This is a genomic window from Streptomyces beigongshangae (assembly GCF_019710745.1).
Classification (GTDB): Bacteria; Actinomycetota; Actinomycetes; order Streptomycetales; family Streptomycetaceae; genus Streptomyces; species Streptomyces beigongshangae.
Genome location: NZ_JAHKJW010000030.1, coordinates 77,571 through 100,047 on the forward strand (window position 1 = coordinate 77,571; position 22,477 = coordinate 100,047).

Annotated in this window: 14 protein-coding genes, 1 pseudogene and 1 riboswitch; of the genes and pseudogenes, 2 read left to right on the top strand and 13 right to left on the bottom strand. The window is 72.9% G+C overall.

The window, feature by feature from the left end; all coding sequences use genetic code 11:
* Nucleotides 1-2: 2 nt before the first annotated feature.
* Nucleotides 3-171, bottom strand: a riboswitch (cyclic di-AMP (ydaO/yuaA leader).
* Nucleotides 172-372: 201 nt separating this feature from the next.
* Together KM933_RS23270 and KM933_RS23275 are read right to left on the bottom strand one after the other, a co-directional pair.
* Nucleotides 373-1,329, bottom strand: coding sequence for a LysM peptidoglycan-binding domain-containing protein (locus KM933_RS23270; RefSeq protein WP_221355246.1), 957 nt, complete (start codon nt 1,327-1,329; stop codon nt 373-375).
* Between the two features lie 197 nt (nt 1,330-1,526).
* On the bottom strand, nt 1,527-2,822 hold the full coding sequence (locus KM933_RS23275; RefSeq protein ID WP_221355248.1) for a cytochrome P450 family protein: 1,296 nt from the start codon (nt 2,820-2,822) through the stop codon (nt 1,527-1,529).
* A 182-nt stretch (nt 2,823-3,004) separates the two neighbouring features.
* Between KM933_RS23275 and KM933_RS23280 the strand changes: the two genes are divergently transcribed.
* A complete protein-coding gene (locus tag KM933_RS23280; protein ID WP_221355250.1) occupies nt 3,005-4,243 on the top strand; it encodes a globin domain-containing protein in 1,239 nt (412 codons plus the stop codon).
* Nucleotides 4,244-4,483: 240 nt separating this feature from the next.
* Here the strand turns inward: KM933_RS23280 and KM933_RS23285 are convergent, their stop codons facing one another.
* The 8 genes from KM933_RS23285 to KM933_RS23320 form a co-directional block, all read right to left on the bottom strand.
* Nucleotides 4,484-5,515: a nucleoside triphosphate pyrophosphohydrolase gene (locus tag KM933_RS23285; protein WP_221355252.1), complete on the bottom strand. Its 1,032-nt coding sequence runs from the start codon at nt 5,513-5,515 to the stop codon at nt 4,484-4,486.
* A gap of 19 nt (nt 5,516-5,534) precedes the next feature.
* Nucleotides 5,535-6,182, bottom strand: coding sequence for a SurA N-terminal domain-containing protein (locus KM933_RS23290; RefSeq protein ID WP_221355254.1), 648 nt, complete (start codon nt 6,180-6,182; stop codon nt 5,535-5,537).
* A 187-nt stretch (nt 6,183-6,369) separates the two neighbouring features.
* Nucleotides 6,370-7,851, bottom strand: coding sequence for a serine/threonine-protein kinase (locus tag KM933_RS23295; protein WP_260334051.1), 1,482 nt, complete (start codon nt 7,849-7,851; stop codon nt 6,370-6,372).
* Between the two features lie 41 nt (nt 7,852-7,892).
* On the bottom strand, nt 7,893-8,507 hold the full coding sequence (locus KM933_RS23300) for a hypothetical protein (RefSeq protein ID WP_221355258.1): 615 nt from the start codon (nt 8,505-8,507) through the stop codon (nt 7,893-7,895).
* Nucleotides 8,508-8,792: 285 nt separating this feature from the next.
* A complete protein-coding gene (locus tag KM933_RS23305; RefSeq protein WP_221355260.1) occupies nt 8,793-9,509 on the bottom strand; it encodes an HNH endonuclease family protein in 717 nt (238 codons plus the stop codon).
* Nucleotides 9,510-9,795: 286 nt separating this feature from the next.
* On the bottom strand, nt 9,796-13,353 hold the full coding sequence (gene mfd / locus KM933_RS23310; RefSeq protein WP_221355262.1) for a transcription-repair coupling factor: 3,558 nt from the start codon (nt 13,351-13,353) through the stop codon (nt 9,796-9,798).
* A 300-nt stretch (nt 13,354-13,653) separates the two neighbouring features.
* Complete coding sequence (locus tag KM933_RS23315; protein ID WP_221355264.1) at nt 13,654-16,227, bottom strand: ABC transporter permease; 2,574 nt, start codon at nt 16,225-16,227, stop codon at nt 13,654-13,656.
* Complete coding sequence (locus KM933_RS23320) at nt 16,224-17,012, bottom strand: ABC transporter ATP-binding protein (RefSeq protein ID WP_221355266.1); 789 nt, start codon at nt 17,010-17,012, stop codon at nt 16,224-16,226. Before KM933_RS23320 ends, KM933_RS23315 begins: the two co-directional genes overlap by 4 nt.
* 555 nt (nt 17,013-17,567) lie before the next feature.
* Between KM933_RS23320 and KM933_RS23325 the strand changes: the two genes are divergently transcribed.
* A complete protein-coding gene (locus KM933_RS23325; protein ID WP_308013515.1) occupies nt 17,568-19,061 on the top strand; it encodes an MFS transporter in 1,494 nt (497 codons plus the stop codon).
* Between the two features lie 72 nt (nt 19,062-19,133).
* Here KM933_RS23325 and KM933_RS23330 read toward each other — a convergent pair whose 3' ends face one another.
* The 3 genes and pseudogenes from KM933_RS23330 to KM933_RS23340 form a co-directional block, all read right to left on the bottom strand.
* The gene (locus KM933_RS23330) at nt 19,134-19,523 is read right to left on the bottom strand and encodes a hypothetical protein (protein WP_221355268.1); all 390 of its coding nucleotides are present in this window, start codon (nt 19,521-19,523) and stop codon (nt 19,134-19,136) included.
* Between the two features lie 198 nt (nt 19,524-19,721).
* Nucleotides 19,722-20,609: a coiled-coil domain-containing protein gene (locus KM933_RS23335; RefSeq protein WP_221355269.1), complete on the bottom strand. Its 888-nt coding sequence runs from the start codon at nt 20,607-20,609 to the stop codon at nt 19,722-19,724.
* A 315-nt stretch (nt 20,610-20,924) separates the two neighbouring features.
* Nucleotides 20,925-22,477: pseudogene (locus tag KM933_RS23340) on the bottom strand (SUKH-4 family immunity protein); the annotation flags it as partial.

Consider the following 22,477-nt stretch of genomic DNA (forward strand, 5'->3'; position numbering starts at 1 on the left):
AGTGATCCCCTCACCGACGCCTGCGAGGTGAGCTGTCGGGTTCGGGCCAAGTGAGTTGCCCGGCCGCGCGACACTGCTGTCACGCGGCTTCACCCCAAGCCGTACCGGTCTCGACGACCGGGTCCGGCGCTTACCTGGGTCCCCCGCTCCTGCCTACGGCGCTTGACGCGACGACTGTTCCCGTACGGCCGTTGGCAGGATTCGGCGTGCGACCGTCGGGGCCCGCCAATGGCGAGCGGTCACGACCGTAGACACGGACCGCGCCGAATTTCAAAGACGATCAGGGTCCTTGAGATCCATCTCTCACTTTCACCAAATGGGACATTCGCCGCGAACTACCGCTGATTATGGCCCGATTCGGCAGCTTGGTCACTACTTGCTCGCGACCGCTCCACCGTCGACCTCGATGCTCTGACCGGGGATGATGAAGTTCGGGTCGGTGCCGATGATGTCCTTGTTGGCGGCGTAGAGCTCGCTCCATCCGCCCGCCACGTCCTGGGAGTCGGCGATGCTCGAAAGACTGTCCCCGGTGCGGACCACGTACGAGCCCTCCTCGACGAGGACGCGCGACTCGCTGTCGCCGCGCGAGACATGGCGGCCGGCGTAGTCGTCCGCACGGGGCGCCAGGTCGGCCTCCTCGGCGCTGACGCCGCGATGCCGGCCGGAGCCCTCCGTGTCCGTCTCGACCGAAGCGGTGTCGCTCTGGGCGGACTTGCCCGAGTCGTCCCCCTTCGCGGTGTCGTCCGCGGGAGCGCCCCCCGATCTCTGCGCGTCCGGGGCCGGGTCCGCGTCCGAACCCGCGTCCGAGCCCGAGCCGGTCTCGCCCTTCGCGACCGAGCCGCTGTCCGGGGACGAGCCGGGCTTCCCGCCGCCGCTCCCCTTCGTCCCGCCGGAGTCGTCCGGCGAGGCGGTGGAGTCCTCGGGCAGGCCCGTGTCGACGTCGGCGGAGCCGGAGTCCTGCGTCAGGCCGGAGACGAGGGCGCAGGTCGCCCAGGCACCCGTCCCCTGGTCCGCGAGGATCTTCTCGGCGACGGCTATCTGCTGGGAGCGGCTGGCCTGGTCGGCGCTGGGCGCGTAGTCGAGGCCGCCGTACCCCTCCCAGGTCTCCTGGCTGATCTGGAGCCCGCCGTAGAGGCCGTTGCCGGTGTCGGCGCTCCACGAGCCGTCGCTCTCGCACTCGGCGACCGCGTCCCAGGTCGTTCCGCTGGCGGCGCTGGCGGCGCCCGCGCCGAGCAGGGGGATCGCGATGGCGGATCCGGTCACGCCCGCGGCGACGAGGAGTGCCGGAGCCTGACGGGGGCGACGATGACGGCCGTTCCCGGAGAGCATGCGAGTGCCTTTCGCGCGACAGCAAGGAATACGCACGGGGCACGGCGAGAACCGTGCACGTGACTGCCGCGGCGGGCGGACCCGCCGCATTGATGGGTGAACGTATCCGCACTCGAACTCTTGTCACAAGTCGGTGCAGCGCAGATAACGTGAAGATCACAGAGTTGACGGAATGTCACTTTCCGTCACGGTCGCTGCTACGGGGTTCCAGACTTCGCGACCGGGGTGAACTCCACCGGAAGCGTGCGCAATCCCCGCATGATGAGACCCCCACGCCACCGCAAATCAGCCGATTCCCCCATGAGTCGCAGGTCAGGAAGTCGGGTGAGCAGTGTGGCGAGCGCGGTCCGGCCCTCCAGACGGGCGAGGGGCGCGCCGAGGCAGTAGTGGATGCCGTGGCCGTACCCGAGGTGCTGATTGTCACGCCGGGAGAGATCGAGGGTGTCCGGTTCCCGGAACCGCTCCGGGTCGCGGTCGGCCGCCGCGAGCACGACGAGCACGGGATCGCCGGGGGCGACGTCCTGTCCGCCGACGCTCAGCGGTTCGGTGGCGAACCGCCAGGTGGCCAGTTCCACGGGCCCGTCGTAGCGGAGCAGTTCCTCCAGGCCGGTGTCCAGCAGGTCGGTGCGGCCGGCCACGAGGGAGTCCTGCAGCCGCCGCCGCTGCCCCGGGTGGGTGAGCAGGGCGTAGGTGCCGTTGCCGATGAGGTTCACGGTCGTCTCGAAACCGGCGAACAGGAGGATGAAGGCCATCGCCGCGGCCTCGTTCTCGGTGAGGTGCTCGCCGTGGTCGGAGGCCCGGATGAGGCCGGAGATGAGGTCCTCGCCCGGAGCGGGCACGTCCGTGAGCTCCTCGCGCTTGCGGTGGATGAGCTCGGCGAGGTAGGCGCGCATCCTCTTCACCGACCGGGCGACCCCGCCCCTGGGCCCTCCCCCGTGCCGGATCATCATCCCGGCCCAGTCGCGGAAGTCGTCCTGGTCCTCGCGCGGGACGCCGAGGAGGTCGCAGATGGCGTAGATGGGGAGCGGGAAGGCGAACTCGTGGATGAGGTCGGCCTCCCCCTTCTCCGCGAAGCCGTCGAGCAGCCGGTCCGTCAGCTCCTGCACCCGGGGCGCGAACTCGGCCACGCGGCGGGGCGTGAACGCCTTGCTGACGAGCCGGCGCAGCCGGGTGTGGTCCGGCGGGTCGATGTTGAGCAGGTGCGTCATCAGCTCGGCCTTGCGCTCCCCCGGGATGCCGGTCTTCCCCCTGGCGTGCGCGGGCTCGTCGTGATGGGCGGGGTTCTTGCTCAGCCGGGGGTCGGCGAGGGCCTGTCTGGCGTCCGCGTAACGGGTGACCAGCCACGCCTCCACCCCGCTGGGCAATGTCGCCCGATGCACGGGAGCGTGTTCACGGAGCCAGGCGTACGCCGGGTAGGGATCGGTTGCGAACTCCCAGGTGAAGAGTTCGGGGGCGGGGTGCCCCGCGGGCGGCTGTGCAGGCGTTTCGGTCACTCCTCGACGGTATCGGGAGGGGCGGTGCGGACCCGCCCGGCGTCCGGCCGCTCCCCGGCGGGGCGGAGGTCACCCTTCCGTTTCGTTGGCGAACTCTCCCGGCACGGGTCGTTCGACACGGACTGTCCGGAAATGGACCGCTGCTTGACTGTGCGGCGTCGAGTCTCCCTACATTCGCGCCCGTGGATCCCGAACTGCTCAGGACCAGTTTCGCGGTCGTCGAAAGGCGGGCCGAGTTCGCGCTCAAGTACTTCTACTCACACCTCTTCTGGCACCACCCCGATGTCCGCGCCCTCTTCCCCCGGGACTCCCCGGAGGACAAGGAGCGCCAGCGGGACCGGCTGTTCGCCGCCCTGGCGCTCGTCATCGCCCGCCTGGAGGGGCCGGGGCTGCACGACTACCTCCGGGACCTGGGGCGCGACCACCGGAAGTACCTGGCCCGGCCCGAGCACTACACGGCCGTGGGGGGCAGTCTGATCGCCGCGTTCGCCGCCGTGTCGGGATCGGCGTGGAGCGCGGAGGTGGAGAAGGCGTGGGACGAGGCGTACGGGGTGATCGCCGAGGCCATGCTGGACGGCGCGGGGCGGGCGGAGAGCGAGGGCGAGCCGTCCTGGTGGGACGCCGAGGTCGTCGGCCGTGCCGGGCACGGCGACCTCGCCGTGCTCACGGTCCGCCCGCACCGGCGTCTTCCGCACGTCCCGGGCCAGCACGTGAGCGTCAGCACCCCGCGGCTGCCGGGCGTCTGGCGGCCGTACTCCGTCGGCAACGCGCCGCGCGCCGACGGCACCCTCGACCTGCACGTCAGTCTCGTGGCGGACGGCGTCCTGTCCCCCGAGCTCGTCCGGCGCACCCGGGCGGGCGACGTCCTGCGGCTCGGCCCGGCCGGCGGCCGGCTCACCCTCCGCACGCCGGTGGAGCGGCCCCTCACGTTCATCGCGGCCGGTACCGGCTGGGCGCCCGTGAAGTCACTGCTCGAACAGCTGGCGGCCGAGCCCGGCCCCTACGACGAGGCGCGGCTGTTCGTCGTGGCCCGCGACATCGCCTACCTCTACGACCGGGCCGCGCTCGACGGACTGCGCACCCGGTTGCCGCGGCTGGACGTCACCGTGATCACGCCCGCGCCCGGCCGTCCCAAGCTCCAGGCCACCGAACGGCTGCTGACGGCTCTGGGCAGTCGCGCGAAGTGGGCGCGCCACGACGTCTACCTGGCGGGGCCGCCCGGGCTGGTCCGGGAGGTCACCGGGGTGCTCCCCGGCCTCGGCAGCGATCCGGCGCGGGTGTTCCGCGACGACCTCCCGCCGACCGGCCAGGACCAGGCCAGGACGCTGGGCCCGGGCGAATGGCTCCTCCAGCGGCCCCGCCCGCACTGGCACGGCACACCGGCCTGCCCCGGCCCCCGGGACGCCCCGGCGGACGGCTAGCCCGTCCCTCCGGTCCGTCCCCTCCCGTCCGGACCGGGTCCACGGCGACGCGGTCCGTCTCCGGCGACGTGCGGCGCCATCTCGTGGCGGGTCCCCGGCACAACCGGGTCCCGGCCGAACCTCGGCAACCGGCCGGTCCCTGACGACCGATCAGGCGCCGGTGGCCGGTCGGGCGCCGGTGGCCGGTCGGGCTCCGGTGGCCGGTCGGGTTCCGTCCACCGGCCACGCCCCGGTGGCCGGTCAGGCGCCGTCGGCCGGGTGGGGCTCGCTCGTCCGTATCGCGTCGCGGTAGGCCCGGGCGGCCGCCCGCAGTGCCGCTTCCGGGTCCACGCCCTGTGCCTCGGCTCGTACCGCCAGCGCCAGCAGTTCGTAGCCGACGCCCTCGCCCCGCGGCAGGGGCGTCTCCAGGCCCGCCGTGCGCGCGCGGGACGCCAGCTTGGCGGCGAGCGCGAGGGCGGGCTGGCCGAGCGGGACGCCCTCCGTGACGGACGTCCGGCGCTTCTCCTCCGCCTTGGTGCGCAGCCAGTGCTCCGCGACCTCCTCGGGGGTGGAGGCGCTCTCGTCGCCGAACACGTGCGGGTGGCGGTGGATCAGCTTGGTGACGATGCCGGCCGCCACGTCGTCGACGGAGAAGGGCTCCGACCCGTCCTCCGGGCTGCCCTCCTCGGCGATCCGGGCGTGGAAGACGACCTGGAGCAGTACGTCGCCGAGCTCCTCGCGCAGCTCCTGCCGGTCGCCCTCCTCGATGGCCTCGACCAGTTCGTACGCCTCCTCCAGGCCGTACTTGGCGAGGCCCTTGTGGGTCTGCTGCGACGACCAGGGGCATTCGAGGCGGATGCGGTCCATGACCTGGACGAGGTCGAGGAGGCGGGCGCCCGGCAGGTCGTACGAGGCGGGGAGCAGTTCGAGCTCGGGCATCCGCACCCGCCCGGTGCCGGCCAGCCGGGACAGGCCGTCGGTGAGGCGCGGTTCGCCCTCCCCCGTGGCGACGACGGTGACCGTGCGCCCGCCGGCGCAGGCGTCGACCAGCTCCTGGGCACCGGGCGACGCCTCGTCGACCCGGACGCCCGCCTCGCGCAGGTACGGCAGCTGGGGGTGGGCGCCGTCCGCGCACAGGACGCGGTCGGCGCCGTGCAGCGCCTGCCAGGCGGGCCAGGACAGGAGGCCGGGCGCGACACGGTGGCTGGTGGTGAGCAGGACGATGCGCCCGGGGCTGGATGCGTTCACTCCCCGAACGTAACCCACGCCACCGACACGGAGGTCACGAACCATCGGGGGCACCGGCCGGGCGTCACGCCGTTTCCTGGCTCCCCGCCCGCGTCACCTCGCGCAGCCACGGCAGCTTGGCGTCGACGCGGCTGCTCTTCTCCACGTCCCAGGTGCCGTAGCGGGGGTTCAGGTCGACGTCCAGCTTCTTCGACGCCTCGGACAGCGCCTTCCAGAAAGCCGGCTGCCCGGTGTCCGTGCCGAGCGCGGTGGCGAGCTTCTGGGCCTCGATCTGGACGCGGAGGTTGGCGTCGAGCCGCTCCGGCGGCACCCCGTACTGCTGGAGCCAGGTCACTTCCAGCGCCTTCGCGTCGCCCGCCTGCCGTTCCAGGCCCGCCCGTGCCTCCTGGACCTCCTTGCGGGTGACGCTCACGCCCGCGTCCCGGGCGGCCCGGTGCAGTACGCGGTCCAGGACCATGCCGTGCAGCGTGTCGCGGGTGAGGCCGCCGGTCTTGGCGATGGCCTGTTCGTACTGCGCCTCGCCGGTGGTGGCGGCCCGCTGCGCGGTCCGTACCTCGTTCACCCGGTTCTCCAGCTGGGAGACCGTGATGCGGTCGTCACCGACGACGGCCGCGGCACCGGGATGCGCGTCGTCGCCGCAAGCGGTGAGGAGGGGGGCCGCGGTGAGGAGGGCGGCGGAGAGGAGGAGCGCGGTGCGACGGCGGCGGTGCAAGGAAGACCTCCTGTGGGAGCTTGTGCGGCGGTGCACAAAGTCTTGCGGTGATCGATGGTAGGCAGGGGACCGGCTCCCGGCCACCCATTCGACCCAACGATTCCCCGGGACTTCGGGCACCGCCCCGCGGGTAGGCGGTTCGACCGCCTCGCGGGTACGCGGTTCAGCCGCCTCGCAGGTGCGCGGTTCAGCCGCGGACCTGGCCCAGCCACTGGAGGGTCCGGCCGATCTCGGCGACCAGCGGGTGACCGGGACCCCGCAGCCGTTCGGCGTCGTACCGGAGCCGGGCCAGTGTGTCGTGGGCTGCGGCCCGGTCCCCGAGGGCGAGGAGCAGGTGCCCGATGCGGCGCCGCACCTCGAAGGAGAGTTCGGCGTCCTGGGCGACGTACTGGTTCTCGTAGTACGGCAGCAGCGCGCGGTACTCGGCGAGCGCGGCGGCCGGCTCGCCGAGCTGTTCCAGGCACTGGGCGGCCTCGTAGCGGAAGCGCAGGGACTGCGGGTCGGCCTGCCCGGCCTCGGTGGCCCGTTCGCCGGCGAGGCGGCGCAGTTCGGGCAGGGCGCGGCGGTACTGGCCGTCGTCCATCAGTGTGGCCGCGTACTGCTTGCGCAGGGTGCGCACGACCGGCGAGTGCTCGCCGTGCTGAGCGGCGGCGGCCGGCAGGATCTGGCCGAGGATGTCGACGGCCTGGGTGATGCGGCCCTCCCCGAGGAGCCGTTTGACCTCGTCGACCGCCCCCGCGACGTCCGGCTTCTCCACGGCGGGCGCGGCCTGCGGCTGCGGCGCGGGCGTACGGGCGCGGTCCGGCCAGGGGGCGTGCGGGCGCAGGAAGGGGCGCGTGGGATCGAGCGGCCCGCCGCTCGGGACACCGCGCGCGGGGAGCAGCGGCAGCAGCTGCTCGTACGTCTCCTGGGCGGAGCCGGGGCGGTGCTGCGGGTCCTTGGCGAGCAGCCGCAGCACGAGGGCCTCCAGCGCCTCGGGCACCTCGGGGCGCAGCCGGCGGACCGGCACGGGCGGCTCGTAGAGGTGGCGGTGCAGCACGCCGAGGGCGGTCGAGCCCGAGAACGGCACGTCCCCGCTGAGCAGTTCGTGCAGCAGCACACCGAGCGCGTACAGATCGGTGTACGGGCCGACCGCGCCGCCCATCGCCTGCTCGGGGGCCATGTAGGCGGGCGATCCGATGGGCGAGCCGGTGTGCGTGAGACGGGTCGTGTCCGTGTCCATCACCGACGCGACGCCGAGGTCGAGGACGGTGACCGTGCCGTCCTGCTTGATCATCACGTTGCGCGGCTTGAGGTCGCGGTGGACGATCGGCACGGCGTGCACCGCGGAGAGCACGGCGCACAGTTGCGCGGCGACCGAGACGGCCCACGGCCAGGGGTAGGGGTCGTGCTCGGCGAGGTGGTCGGAGAGGTCGGCCCCGTCGACGTACTGCATGACGAGGAACAGCTCCTCGCCCTCGCTGCCCGCGTCGTGGACCGTGACCAGGCCGGGGTGGTCGACCTGGGCGGTGACGCGGCACTCGCGCGCGAACCGGCGGCGCAGCTCGTCGGCCTCCTGGCCCGCGACCTTGTCCGGCCGCAGCAGCTTGACCGCGACACGCCGGTCCAGGCGCTGGTCGTACGCCGTCCACACCTGGCCCATGCCGCCCTGGCCGATGAGCGTGGACAGTTCGTAGCGGTCGGTGATCACACGTCCCGACGCCGCCACCGTCACCTGCCGTCCTCGTGCTTGCGGAGGTAGTCGCTCAGCTCGTCGAGCTCGGCGCGCACCTGGTCGATACGGGCGGGCGCGGGACGCTGCGGCGGCGGGACCGGCGTCGGGGTGGGCGCCGGACCGGCGAGCGGGGGCTGGGGCCGGGGTATCGGGGTCATCGGCGGCACCGGGGTGTGGGGGCCGGCCGCGGCGGCGTACGGCGGCTGCGGGTAGCCGTACGCCTGCGCCGGGGGCTGCGGGTGCGCCGGGTGTCCCGCGTACGCCCGGTCCAGCCGGCGGTAGTGGCGGATCTCCGCCGCGAGGTAGTACGGGACCACGGGGAGCAGGGAGCCGAGGAGCAGGGTGAAACCCGTCCAGCCGCCCGGGGTGTGGATCTCGTCGCCGGGCTCGGTGCCGATCAGGACGAACCCGAGGGTCTCGGCCGCGAGAGTGGCCACGAGCAGGCCCCAGTCGAGCGACTTGCGGGTCACCAGCGCCAGGCGCAGCATCATCGTCCAGCCGAGCAGGCCGCAGCTGCACACGGAGATCACCACGAAGAGCGCGCGCAGGGAGACCAGCTGCCCGGTCGGAGGTGGCGGCTTCACCGGCTGCGCCGGGCCATGGCCGTGCATGGTTGCTCCTGGAGACCTGATGGGGCGGACGGAGGTACGGACGTACGGACGTACGCGTGCGGAGTCCGAGCGTATAGGCCGACCAGGGCAACTGGTCCAGGGTTGTACCGAACCGTTGTCGTGCTGGTCACCGCGCCCACCCCACGGGCCCCGGCCGAGCCCGGCCGGGCTCGGCCGGGCCGTCCGGCAATCCGCCCGAGCCGCTCAGCCCACCCGGTCCGCTCAGGCCACCGAGTCCGCTCAGGCCACCCGGTCCACCCGGTCCATCCGGTCCATCCGGTCCGCTCAGTTCGCGCGGAACCGGCCCGGGGCCTCGGTCGGGGTGCCGCCCGTCGGGAGCTTCTGGCCGGGGCAGGACGACAGCACCTTCTTCATCGCGCTCTTCTCCGCGTCCGTGACCCACAGTTCGTACTTCTTCTTCACGGCCACCTGCCGGGCCACGTACGTGCAGCGGTACGCCTTGTGCGGCGGGAGCCAGGTCGCGGTGTCTCCGTCGCCCTTGCTGCGGTTGCGCCCGGCGTCCACGGCGAGGAGGTTCAGCGGGTCGTTGGCCAGCGCTATCCGCTTGCTCGCGTCCCACTTCCCGGCACCCTTCTGCCAGGCGTCCGACAGCGCGACGAGGTGGTCTATGTCGACCTCGCTGCGGCCGCCGCGCACGAAGGTGACGTCCTTGTCCGTGTACGGGTCGGGGTCGAGCCTGCCCGACGTCACCTCGCACTCGCCGTCGCCGAGCTCCACGTCCTTCAGGTCCCGCTTGAGGATGTCGTCGCGGGTGTCGCAGCCGTTCGAGTCGGTGTCCGCCCAGGGGCTGCCGAACTTGTCCCGGTCGTACCCCGTCTTCGGCGCCCTGCCTTTGACGGTCAGCGAGTCGACGGCGGTGAGGGCCGCTCCGCCCGCGCCCGCGGTCTCCCGGGCTCCGGTGCCACCGGTCGTCTCCGCGGTGCAGCCGGCCGCGGCGAGCAGCAGGGCCGCGACACCGGCGGTCCTGGTCCAGAACGTCACGGGCGCTCCCTCTCCTCGCTTGCCGGGCTCCGTCCCCGGCGGACGGTCTTCCCGCACTTCACCGTACTGGCGCGGTGGCCGCGGGGCATGCCCGCGGCCGGACGCACAGGGGCTCCGGCGGGTACGTGGCGCACCCCCCGGCGTGACCGGGGTGGTGCGACCGGGGTCGTGCGACCGCCCGGTCCCGGGAGACCTGCTGTCCCGCATCGCGCCCCGCACACCTCTCCGGTGGCCGCGGCACCGGCCAACCGCTCGGACGGCGCTTCGTGCGCGCCCCCGCGCGGCCTCAGGATCCCAGGACCGACGTCAGGAACTCGCCCGTCCAGCCCAGCAACTCCCGTCCGACCAGCGGCTTTCCGCCGACCTTCGCCGTCTTGGGGCGCGGCACCAGGACCTGGTGGACGGACGGCTTGATCACACTGCCCGGGTACAGGCGCTTCAGCCGCAGCTCCTGCGACTCCCGCAGCTCCACCGGCGCGAAGCGGATGTTGGTTCCCTGGAGCATGACGTCCCCGACGCCGCACGCCCGTGCGAGCATCCGCAGCCCCGCCACCAGCAGGAGGTTCTCCACCGGTTCGGGCAGCTTGCCGTACCGGTCGACGAGTTCCTCGCGCACCGCCCTGATGTCCTCCTCGGAGTTGACCGAGGCGATCGCGCGGTACGCCTGCAACCGCAGCCGCTCGCCGGGCGCGTAGTCGTACGGGACGTGCGCGTCGACCGGCAGCTCGATCTTGACCTCCAGCGGCGGCTCCTCGTCCGCCCCGCCGTCCATCTGGGCGCGGTAGTCCGCCACCGCCTCGCCCACCATGCGTACGTACAGGTCGAAGCCGACCCCGGCGATGTGCCCCGACTGCTCGCCGCCCAGCAGGTTCCCGGCGCCGCGGATCTCCAGGTCCTTCATCGCCACGTACATGCCCGCGCCCATCTCCGTGTGCTGGGCGATGGTCGCGAGGCGCTCGTGGGCGGTCTCGGTGAGCGGCTTCTCCGGCGGGTACAGGAAGTACGCGTAGCCCCGCTCGCGGCCGCGGCCCACCCGGCCGCGCAGCTGGTGCAGCTGGGAGAGGCCGAAGTTGTCGCCACGCTCCACGATCAGCGTGTTCGCGTTCGAGATGTCGATGCCCGACTCCACGATGGTCGTGGAGACCAGCACGTCGAACTTCTTCTCCCAGAAGTCGACGACGACCTTCTCCAGGGCCTGTTCCGACATCTGCCCGTGGGCCGTCGCGATCCGCGCCTCCGGCACGATCTCGCGCAGCCTGGCCGCGGCCCGGTCGATCGACTCGACCCGGTTGTGGATGTAGAAGACCTGGCCCTCCCGCAGCAGCTCCCTGCGGATCGCGGCGCCGATCTGCTTCACCTCGTACGGGCCGACGAAGGTCAGGACCGGGTGCCGCTCCTCCGGCGGGGTGGTGATCGTCGACATCTCGCGGATACCCGTCACCGCCATCTCCAGCGTGCGCGGGATCGGGGTGGCGGACATGGTCAGGACGTCCACGTTCGCGCGCAGCTTCTTCAGCTGCTCCTTGTGCTCGACGCCGAACCGCTGCTCCTCGTCGACGATGACGAGCCCCAGGTCCTTGAACTTCGTCTCCGAGGAGAAGAGGCGGTGGGTGCCGATGACCACGTCCACCGTGCCCTCCCGCAGGCCCTCCAGGACCGCCTTCGCCTCGGTGTCGGACTGGAAGCGCGACAGGGCCCGCACGCTGACCGGGAACTGCGAGTAGCGCTCGCTGAACGTCCCGAAGTGCTGCTGCACCAGCAGCGTGGTGGGCACCAGGACGGCGACCTGCTTGCCGTCCTGGACCGCCTTGAAGGCCGCGCGCACCGCGATCTCCGTCTTGCCGTAGCCGACGTCGCCGCAGATCAGCCGGTCCATCGGGACCGTCTTCTCCATGTCGTCCTTGACCTCGGCGATGGTCGTGAGCTGGTCGGGCGTCTCGGTGTACGGGAACGCGTCCTCCAGCTCGCGCTGCCAGGGCGTGTCGGCGCCGAAGGCGTGCCCGGGGGCCGCCATCCGGGCCGAGTACAGCCTGATCAGGTCCGCCGCGATCTCCTTGACGGCCTTCTTGGCGCGCGCCTTGGTCTTCGTCCAGTCGGCGCCGCCCAGCCGGTGCATCGTGGGGGCCTCGCCGCCCACGTACTTGGTGATCTGCTCCAGCTGGTCGGTGGGGATGTAGAGCCGGTCGCCGGGCTGGCCGCGCTTGGCGGGCGCGTACTCGACGACGAGGTACTCGCGGGTCGCGCCCTGCACGGTCCGCTGGACCATCTCGATGTAGCGGCCGACGCCGTGCTGCTCGTGGACGATGTAGTCGCCCGTCTCCAGGGTCAGCGGGTCGATGGTCTTGCGGCGGCGGGCCGGCATCCGGGCGCCGTCCTTGCCGGCGGCCTTCTGCCCGGTGAGGTCGGTCTCGGTGAGCACGGCGAGCCGGAGCGCCGGGTCGACGAACCCGTGGTCGATGGAGCCGCAGGACACCTGTACGACCGCGGGGGTCAGCTCGCGCAGTTCCGACTCCAGGCGGGCGGCGACGCCCTCGCCGCCGAGCACCTCGACCGTGCGGGCCGCCGGGCCGTGCGCCTCGGTGACGAACACCGTGCGCCAGCCGTCCGCGAGCCACCCCTTCGTGTCGGCGAGCGCCTTCGCGGTGTCGCCGCGGTAGCTCTCGGGCGCGTGCATCCCGAGCTTCAGCGTGTCCGCGTCCCCCGCCGCGTCGGCGGCGGACGTGAACGTCTCGTCGGCCGCGAACTGCGACACCGACCACCACATCATGTCCAGCTCGCGGGCCCGCTCCCGGACGTCCGCGACGGACCACAGGGACGCCGCGCCGACATCGATGGGGGCCTCCCCGCCGCCGCCCGCCGTGGCCGCCCAGGACGCCTGAAGGAACTCCTGCGAGGTCGCCACCAGGTCCGCGGCGCGCGTGCGCACCCGCTCCGGGTCGCAGACGACGGCCATCGACCCCTCGGGCAGGACGTCGACGAGCAGCTCCATGTCGTCGACGAGGACCGGCGCGAGGGACTCCATGCCCTCGACCGCGATGCCCTCGGCGATCCTGCCGAGCAGTTCGCCCAGCTCGGGGTGTTCCTCGGCGAGCCGGGCCGCCCTGGCCCGCACGTCGTCCGTGAGGAGCAGCTCCCGGCAGGGCGGCGCCCACAGCCCGTGCCCGGCGACCTCCAGGGACCGCTGGTCGGCGACCTTGAAGTAGCGGATCTCCTCGACGTCGTCACCCCAGAACTCCACGCGCAGCGGGTGCTCCTCGGTGGGCGGGAAGACGTCCAGGATGCCGCCGCGCACGGCGAACTCGCCGCGCTTCTCCACCAGCTCCACGCGCGCGTACGCGGCTGCCGACAGGGCCTTCACGACGTCGCCGAGGTCGGCGCTCTGACCGGTGCGCAGGGCCACCGGCTCCAGGTCGCCCAGGCCCTTGACCTGGGGCTGGAGGACCGAGCGCACGGGCGCGACCACGACGGAGACCGGGCCGGTCTCCGGGTCGTCGGCGCGCGGGTGGCAGAGCCTGCGCAGAACGGCGAGCCGGCGGCCGACGGTGTCGCTGCGGGGGGAGAGCCGCTCGTGCGGCAGCGTCTCCCAGGAGGGGTACTCCACGACGGTGTCGGAGGGCAGCAGCGAGCGCAGGGCCGCGGCCAGGTCCTCGGCCTCGCGGCCGGTGGCGGTGACCGCCAGCACCGTGCGCCCCGCCTCCCGGGCCAGGGCCGCCACCGCGAACGGCCTGGCGGCGGGCGGGCCGACCAGGTCGACGTGCATGCGGTTGCCGTCGCCGGCGGCCTTCACCGCTTCGGTGAGTGCGGCGTCCTTGACGACGGCGTCGAGCAGACCGTGCAGGCTCATGGGAGGGGCTTTCCGTCCGAGGATCGTGAGAGGTACGGGTGGCAGGGGCAGGGGCGAGGGCCGTGGGCAACACGAGCCGCCCGACACGTCTGACGGGCCGGGGGTGTCCAGGGTACGACGCCCGCCCCCACCCTGCTCGCCCCTGTGGACACAGCCCCTCCCCGCCACCGCCTCAGGGGCTCCGCCCCCGAACCCCCGGCCACGCGGTTCCCGGCGGACGACCGGAAAAGGCCCGGTGCCGGACGAGCCCCCCGACTCGTCCGGCACCGGACCGCCCCCACCCCGCCGAGCCGGCGGCGGCTACTCCGTCGCGATGGCGTTCAGGACGTTCATCCTGCCCGCCCTGAACGCCGGCACCAGCGCCGCGAACAGCCCCACGAAGGCCGAGCCGACGAAGACCCCGATGATCGTCGGCCAGGGGATGTCGAGGACCTTCAGGCCCTCCAGGGCGAGGAGTTGCTGGGCGGTGGCGCCCCAGCCCATGCCCAGACCGAGGCCGAGCAGCGCCCCGAAGAGGGCGATGACGACCGACTCCAGACGGATCATGCGGCGCAGCTGGCGGCGGGAGAGGCCGATGGCGCGCATCAGGCCGATCTCGCGGGTCCGCTCGACGACCGACAGGGCCAGGGTGTTCACGACGCCCAGGACCGCCACGATGATCGCGAGGGCCAGCAGGCCGTAGACCATGTTCAGGAGCTGGCCGATCTGGTCCTTGAGCTCCTGCTTGTAGTCGGTCTGGTCACGGACCTGGTACTGCGGGTACGGGTCCAGGGCCTTCTTCAGGGCCGTGTACGCCGCCGCCTCCTGGCCGTCCTTCGCCGTGGCGAACATGATGTCGTTCGGCGGGACCTGGTCGGCCGGGACGTACTGCTCCATCGTGGTGATGCTCAGGTAGCGCGAGCCCTTGTCGATGGCCACGTCGTCGTCGGTGATCGCCGCGACCTTCAGCTTCGCGGTCTGCCCGCCCTTGAAGGCGACGGTCAGCGTGTCGCCGAGCTCCACACCGTGCTTCTTCGCGTAGTCGGAACCGACCGACATCGCGTTCTTGCCGTACGCCGCCGACAGCTCACCGGCGATCGTCTCGCGCCGCAGGTCGTCCGCGTACGTCGGGTCCGCGGCCGTGACGTCGCTGTCCTCGGTCCTCCCGTCGGGCGAGGTCAGCTTCGCCTCGACCACCTTGTAGCTGGTGACGTGCTCCAGGCCCGGCGTGTCCTCGATGGCCTTCTGGGCCTGCGGCACGATCCGCTGGTTGCCCTGGACGATGAAGTCCGTGCCGACCGACTTGTCGAGTTCGTCCGTCGCGGAGGCCACCATCGAGGAGCCGACCACGGACAGGCAGGCGACCAGCGCGAGGCCGATCATCAGGGCCGCCCCGGTGGCCCCCGTACGGCGCGGGTTGCGCAGCGCGTTCCGCTCGGCCAGGCGTCCGACGGGGCCGAAGGCGCGCAGCAGGACCGCGCTGAGGGCCCGGACCACGCCGCCCGCGAGCAGCGGGCCGATGACGACGAAGCCGATCAGCGAGAGCACCACACCGGCGCCCAGCATCAGCGAGCCGTCGCTCGCCTTGTCCGCGCCGGCCGCCGTGAGGAGCGCGGCGGCACCGGCGCCGGTGAGGACCAGGCCGATCCCCCCGCGTATCCAGCCGGCCTTGCCGTCGGCCGGCGTACCGGCGTCGCGCAGCGCGGCCATCGGGGAGACCTTGCCGGCGCGGCGGGCCGGCAGGTAGGCGGCGAGGACGGTGACGACGATGCCGAGGAGCAGGCCGACCACGGGGGTCGCCGTCTTCACCGTCAGGTCGGACGTGGAGAGGTCCATCCCCATGGACGACATGAGTTCCATCAGGCCGACCGCGATGCCGACGCCCGCGGCGACCCCCAGGACCGAGCCGACGACGCCGAGGAACAGCGCCTCGACGAGCACGGACCGGTTGACCTGCTTGCGGGACGAGCCGATGGCCCGCATCAGGCCGATCTCGCGGGTGCGCTGGGCGACCAGCATCGAGAAGGTGTTGATGATCAGGAAGATGCCGACGAGGAAGGCGATCCCGGCGAAGCCGAGCATGGCGTACTTGATGACGTTCATGAACTCGCCGATGCCCTCGCGGCTCTCGTCCGAGAGTTCCTTCTGCGTCTGGACCTTGACCGGCTCGGACGAGCCCGTGAGCGCCGCGGAGACGTCCTTCTTGAGCTGCGTGTGGCTCACACCGGCGTCGGCCGCGAGGTTGATCTGGGTGAACCGGCCGGTGGCGCCGAGCAGTTCGCGCTGCGCGGTGGCGGTGTCGTAGTAGACGACGGCGGCACCGGGGTTGGTGACCTTGAAGGTGGCGATGCCGACGATCCTCGCCCTGAAGTCACCGGTGACGGCGATGGTGCGCAGCTCGTCACCCATCTTCAGGTCGTGCTTGTCCGCGGTGTCGGCGTCGACCATCACCTCGGTGGGCCCGCGCGGGGCGTGCCCGGAGGTGATCTCCATCGAACGCAGGTCGTTCTTCGTCCAGTTGCCCGCGATCGTCGGGGCCCCGGTGCTGGACCCCATGTTCTCGTTCTCGTCGTCGACGACGGTCACGTTCAGCGCGGCGACCGCGCCCTCGGCCGACTCGACGCCGTCCACCTTCTGCACCCGCTCGACGAGCGAGGCGGGCAGCGACTCCGGTGTGCCGTTCTGCGAGTCCTCGTTGGTGTCGGCCGCCTTGGGCGTGACCGTGACGTCGGACGAGGTCGTCGCGAAGAGCTTGTCGAACGTCGTGTTCATCGTGTCGGTGAAGACGAGCGTGCCGCACACGAAGGCCACCGACAGCATGACCGCGACGGCCGACAGGGCCATGCGTCCCTTGTGCGCGAAGAAGTTGCGCCTGGAGGTCTTGAAGACGGTCATGACGTGCGCCCCCGGGCGTCGAAGTCCTTCATGCGGTCGAGCACGGCGTCGGCCGTCGGCCGGAGCATCTCGTCGACGATCCGCCCGTCGGCCAGGTACAGCACGCGGTCCGCGTAGGAGGCGGCGACCGGGTCGTGGGTCACCATCACGATGGTCTGGCCGAGCTCGTCGACCGAGCGGCGCAGGAAGCCCAGCACCTCGGCGCCGGCCCGGGAGTCAAGGTTGCCGGTGGGCTCGTCACCGAAGATGATCTCGGGGCGCGCGGCCAGGGCACGGGCCACGGCGACGCGCTGCTGCTGGCCGCCGGAGAGCTGGTTCGGCCGGTGCTTCAGCCGGGAGGACAGTCCGACGGTCTCCACGACCTGGGCCAGCCACGCCTTGTCCGGCTTGCGCCCCGCTATGTCCATCGGCAGCGTGATGTTCTCCAGGGCGTTCAGCGTCGGCAGCAGGTTGAACGCCTGGAAGATGAAGCCGATCCGGTCCCGGCGCAGCTGCGTGAGCTTCTTGTCCTTGAGCCCGGTGATCTCGGTCTCGTCCAGGTAGATCTTCCCGGCGGAGACGGTGTCGAGGCCGGCGAGGCAGTGCATCAGGGTGGACTTGCCGGACCCGGAGGGACCCATGATCGCGGTGAAGCGGCCCCGTGCGATGTCCACGTCGACCTGGTCCAGGGCGACGACGCGGGTCTCCCCCGACCCGTACGCCTTCACGACCTGCCGCGCCCGTGCGGCAACGGCCGTACGCTCTCCAGTGCCCCCGTGCCTGGGAATGGTTACAGCCGATGTCACGGTATGTCTCCTAAGTCGGTCACTGCCGGGCAGTGACGGTCTGCGATCGTCGTGCGGTGCTGTGCGGTGCCGCCGTGCGGTCGTCCTACGGCGGTGTGCGGCGTCGTGCGGTCGCCCTGTGCTTGCAGCGACAAGTCTGGTGGTGCTGGGCGGTCCCCCGCGCTGGTGCCCAGCGCAGTCTTCTGCTGGGGAAAACCCCACCCCCCAAGGTGCGGTTTCTCCCGCGGCCCTTCCCGCGGTCCTTCCGGCGGTCCTTCCCACGGCTCCCCCGCCGCTTCTCCCCGCGCCCCGCCCCCAGCGGCATAAAGCCAGGTTAAGGAACGGGCGGACCCGTCTCGTCCTCCGGCGGTACGAACCCTCCCCCACCCTCAGTACCCAGGTCCCCCTAGGGGTTCTCCACCCTGCGGCGGAGTCCCTCTCAGGGACGCCTCCTCCCTTCCGCCCACCCGCCGCCCGCCCTCCCGCGACACGAGGCCCGAATGGGACAGTGGCCACCGGCGGATAGGTGCAAGGGGAAGGAATCCTGTGGGCCAGGGGAACACCGGAACACCGGCGGTGGCGGAGGAGGAACCCGCGGCGGCGCGGGCCGGGGCCCGCACCCGCCGGGCCGTCGTCGCCTCCCTCATGCTCTGCATGGGGCTGGCCGCGCTCGACTCCACGATCGTGTCGACCGCGGTCCCGCAGATCGTCGGCGACCTCGGCGGCTTCTCCGTCTTCTCGTGGCTGTTCTCCGGCTACCTGCTCGCCGTGACGGTCACCCTGCCCGTCTACGGCAAGCTCTCCGACACCTTCGGCCGCAAACCGGTGCTGATCGCCGGCTGCGTCCTCTTCCTCGTGGGCTCACTGCTGTGCGCCCTCGCCTGGAACATGGCCGCGCTGATCGCGTTCCGGGTCGTCCAGGGCCTCGGCGGCGGCGCCCTGCAGGGCACGGTCCAGACGCTCGCCGCCGACCTCTACCCGCTCGAACAACGGCCGAAGATACAGGCCAGGTTGTCCACGGTGTGGGCTGTCTCGGCGGTCGCGGGTCCGGCGCTCGGCGGGGTGCTCGCGGCCTACGCCGACTGGCGCTGGATCTTCCTCGTCAACCTGCCGCTCGGCGCGGTCGCCCTCCGGCTCCTGGTCCGCCACCTCCACGAACCCCACCGGACCGCCCCCGCGCGCCCGCCGCGCGTCGACTGGGCCGGCGCCCTCACCGTCTTCGCCTGCGGCGGCACCCTCCTCACGGCCCTGGTGCAGGGCGGGGTGGCCTGGCCCTGGCTGTCGGCGCCCTCGATCGCCCTGTTCTGCACCGGACTCGTCCTCGTCGCCGTCCTCGTCCTCGTCGAACGCCGGGCCGCCGAACCGGTCGTCCCCGGCTGGGTCTGGCGCCGCCGCACCATCGCCGCCGTGAACCTCGCACTCGGCGCCCTCGGCCTGCTCATGGTCGCCCCGACGGTGTTCCTGCCCCTGTACGCGCAGTCGGTGCTCGGCCTCGCCCCCGTCGCCGCCGGCTTCGTGCTCTCCGTCTGGACGCTGAGCTGGCCGGTCTCGGCGGCCCTCAGCCAGCACGTCTACCGCCGCATCGGCTTCCGCGACACGGCGATGCTCGGCATCGGCACGGCCACCCTGCTCCTGTCGGCCTTCCCCTTCCTGCCGTACCCCGGCCACGCCTGGCAGCCCACCCTCCTGATGCTCCTCCTCGGCGCGGCCCTCGGGCTCTTCCAGCTCCCGCTGCTCATCGGCGTCCAGTCGAGCGTCGGCTGGGCGGAGCGCGGCACGGCCACCGCCTCCGTCCTCTTCTGCCGCCAGACCGGCCAGACGGTCGGTGCCGCGCTGTTCGGCGCGGTCGCCAACGGGGTGCTCGCCACCCGGCTGGGCGGCACGGGCGACCTGGACCCGGTGACCGCGTCCCTGGAGTCGGGCGCACCCACCGAGCACGTGCGCCGGGCGGTCGCGGAGGCGGTCCACTCCGTCTACTTCGGCGCGGCCTGCGCGGCCGCGGCCGCCTTCCTGGTCCTGCTGTTCGTGGCCCCGCGCCGCTTCCCGGTCCTGAAGAACCCGGGCGACTGAAGAACCCGGGCGACCGACGCACCACGGACCCCGGCCCCGGACCCGGCCCCGGACCCGGCCCGACGGCCTTCGTCACCTCTCCCGGTCGAACCAGGCGGTGGTCTCCGGCAGGAACAGCAGGACGATCACCGGCAGCCCGAACGCGATGCGCAGCGCGGCGTCCAGGAGCTCCCCGGGCGTCCCGGCGCCGAAAGCCCGGCCGAACGGTCCCACGACGACGAACAGCATCACCGCGACGGTCGTGAGCCGGACTCCGTTGCGCGCGCCGCCGTCGTACGTCGGGCCCGGTAGCGCGCACACCCAGACCAGGAGCCACGGGGCCATCAGGTTCCCCCTCCCGTGGGACGTCAGCCCTTCCGACAGCGCGAGCATGACGACCAGCCCCGCGAACGCCAGCGTGGACAGCAGCAACCGAGCCGATCCGACCTGCCGGAGCGGCGCGGATCGGCGTACGTCACTCATCGGTCCCCTTTGCTGATATCCACCGGAATCCTTCGGAACCTTCCAGGGACTTCCGGAACCTTCCGGGGAATGACCGGATGCCGCCGCCGGAGTTCCGGCAGCGGCATCGTTTCCGGCCCGTCGTCCGGAAAACATCAGCCGACGGGTCGCAGTTCCCGCCGTTTTCCCGTCGTCTTCCCGTCGGCGCCCCGTCGGTGGTCACTCCGCCGGTGCGCGGCCCGTCAGCGCCGCGAGGCTGCTGCGTACATGCGCCATGTGGGCCTGCACCTCGTCCCACCGCTCGCCGTGTTCGCGCAGGAGCCGCTCCGTCTCGCGGGCGACGCGCTCCTCGCGGACCCGCGCCTCGGCGAGGATCTCGGCGGCACTGGCCTCCGCGTCCTCCTGGAGGTGGCGGGAGGACTCCTCGGCCTTGGTCAGGGCCCGCCCCGCCCGGGCCAGGCCCTCCTCGGCGCGCGCGACGAGTTCCGCGTGACGGGCCTCCAGCGCGGACTCCCGTTCGGCCACCTCGCCCGCGGCCCTCTCCCAGCGCTCGGTGTGCTCCTTCTCCTGCTCGACGAGCAGGGCCTCGCAGCGCAGCCGCACCTCGCGCAGGATGGCCAGCGCCTCGCCGCGGGTCTCCTTCGCCTCACGCCGCGCGGCGACCCGCAGCTCGTCGGCCTCCGTCCGGGCGGCGAGCAGCCGCTGCCCGGCCACCTCGTCGGCCTCGCCGCGTACCTCGTCGGCGTCCGCCCGCGCCGCCGCGCGCACCCGCTCGGCCGCCGCCTCCGCCTCCGCCACGAGCCGGGCCGCCCAGTCCCGCGCCTCCTCGCGGACCGCCCCGGCCTCCTCCTCGCCCAGCCCGAAGAGCTGCCGGGCCCGGTCGCCCAGCAACTCGTACGTCTGCGGGGTGAGCGATGCCACGACCTCGCGCAGCCGCAGCGCCTCGGCCTCCATCTCCTTGGTCAGCACGGTCAGCCTCGCGGCCCGTTCCCATGCAGCGTCCCGCCCCGCCGAGAGCGCGGCGGTGTACGCGTCGACCTGCCCGGGACGGTAACCACGCCCCCGTACGGTCTCGAAGCCGTGAGACGGCACCGGTGCGCTGCTCATCCTCGAAGTCCCCTCTCCGGCGTGCGGCCACGACCTGTGACGCACACCGTAATGTGCCTCATGTGCCGCATGTGCCGCAATCCTGGTAGATCAGGCGGAAGTGTTCATAACGCGACACTCCGCGGGTCCCACCGGGCGGGCGACCGGCCGGGGGACGGGCCGAGAGAGGACCGGGGAGACGGAAGAGGGGCGGGATCCGGTCGGCCGACCGGATCCCGCCCCTCTTCCGTCTCCCCGGTCCTCTCTCGGCCCGTCCCCCGGCCGGTCGCCCGCCCGGTGGGACCCGCGGAGTGTCGCGTTATGAACACTTCCGNGGCCGTCCCACATCTGCTCCAGCAGCACCGACCACCAGCTCTCCGGCGACCCGAGGGCCGCCGGGTCGAGCGCGGCCAGCTGCGCCTGGAAGTCGACGGTCCAGCGCCCCGCCTGCTCCTGGTTGAGGCCGAAGCGCAACCGCCACATACGGCCCAGCAGCGCGAGGCTGCGCGTGAACTCGGGCAGCCCCGTGTTCACGAACTGCGGCGGTACGGGAGCACCGCCGGGCCCCGCCTCCACGGGCACGGCCACGATGTTCGCCGTCCCGTACTGGACACAGATCGCCTTGCCGAAGTCACTGCCCATGACAAGGTACGAGCCCGCGTCCGCACCCGGCCGCACCCCCCGCTCCTGCGCCAGCTCGGCGAGCGTCGGCACCGGCCGGCCCGGCTGGGCCTGCGCCCAGAAGAACGGGTTCATGTCGATGGGCAGACCGGCCACCACCAGGGTGTGCGCCACGATCGGCGGCACGCCCTGCCGGGACACCGCCGCCTGGTCGAACCGGAACAGACCGGGCCCGAAGGCCGCCGCCAGCTCCTGCCCGATCGCCTCCGGCGGGATCGGCGGCGCGGACTGCACCGGCGGCAGCGGCGCCCGTACGGGTCCCGGTCGCGCGGGACCGTCCGCGACCTGGTGCAACTCGCCCTGATGGGCCAGGAGCTGCGCCATGCCCTGCTGACGGCTCGCGTGGTCGGTGCCGTACGGGGCGATGCTCGTGATCCGCGCCTGCGGCCAGCTCTCCCGGATCATCCGCGCGCAGTACGCGCCGGGCAGCTCGCAGGACTCCAGCTCCGTGTGCAGCTCCAGCACCTGCTGCGGCGGCACGTTCATCGCCCGCAGCTCGTGCAGGATCTGCCACTCCGGGTGCGGGGTGCCCGGCGCCGACCGCCGGATCAGCTGCTGCTCGCTGCCGTCCTGGGCGCGGTAGCGCAGCACGGCCTGGTAGCCGGGGCCGACCGTGGGCTGCGCCTGCTGCGGGTAGCCGTACGCGGGGGGCTGCTGACCGGGCACCGGCTGCCCCGGGAAGGGCTGCTGCCCCGGAAACGGGTGCCGGCCGGGCAGGTGCGGGGCGGGCGGCGGCATACCGGGAGCCCCGGGAGGCATGCCCGGACCGCCGAGGGCGGGCGGGGGCGGCGGAGGGGGCGGGGGCACACCCGGACCGCCGACGGCGGGACCGGCGAGCATGGTCGCCGCGTGGTGCACCCCACCGGGCGGCGTACCGCCCGGAACACCGGGGGCACCCGGGGCACCGGGAGCCTTCGGAGCACCCGGAGCACCCGGAGCGCCCGGCGGCTGCGGAACGCCGGGGCCGCCGACCGGGGGGCCGGCGAGCATGGTCGCCGCATGGTGGACACCACCGGCGGGCGTACCGCCGGGAGAGTCGGGCGCGCCGGGGCCGCCCGGACCCGCGGGGCCCTCCGGTCCGTCGGGACCGAGCTGTGAGACGAGCTGCGTCGGCACGTACCCGCCGGCCGGAGCACCCGGCGCGCCGGGCCCGGACGCCGGAGCCGGACCGGCCGGCCGCGCACCCGGCGTACCGGGCGCCCCGGGAG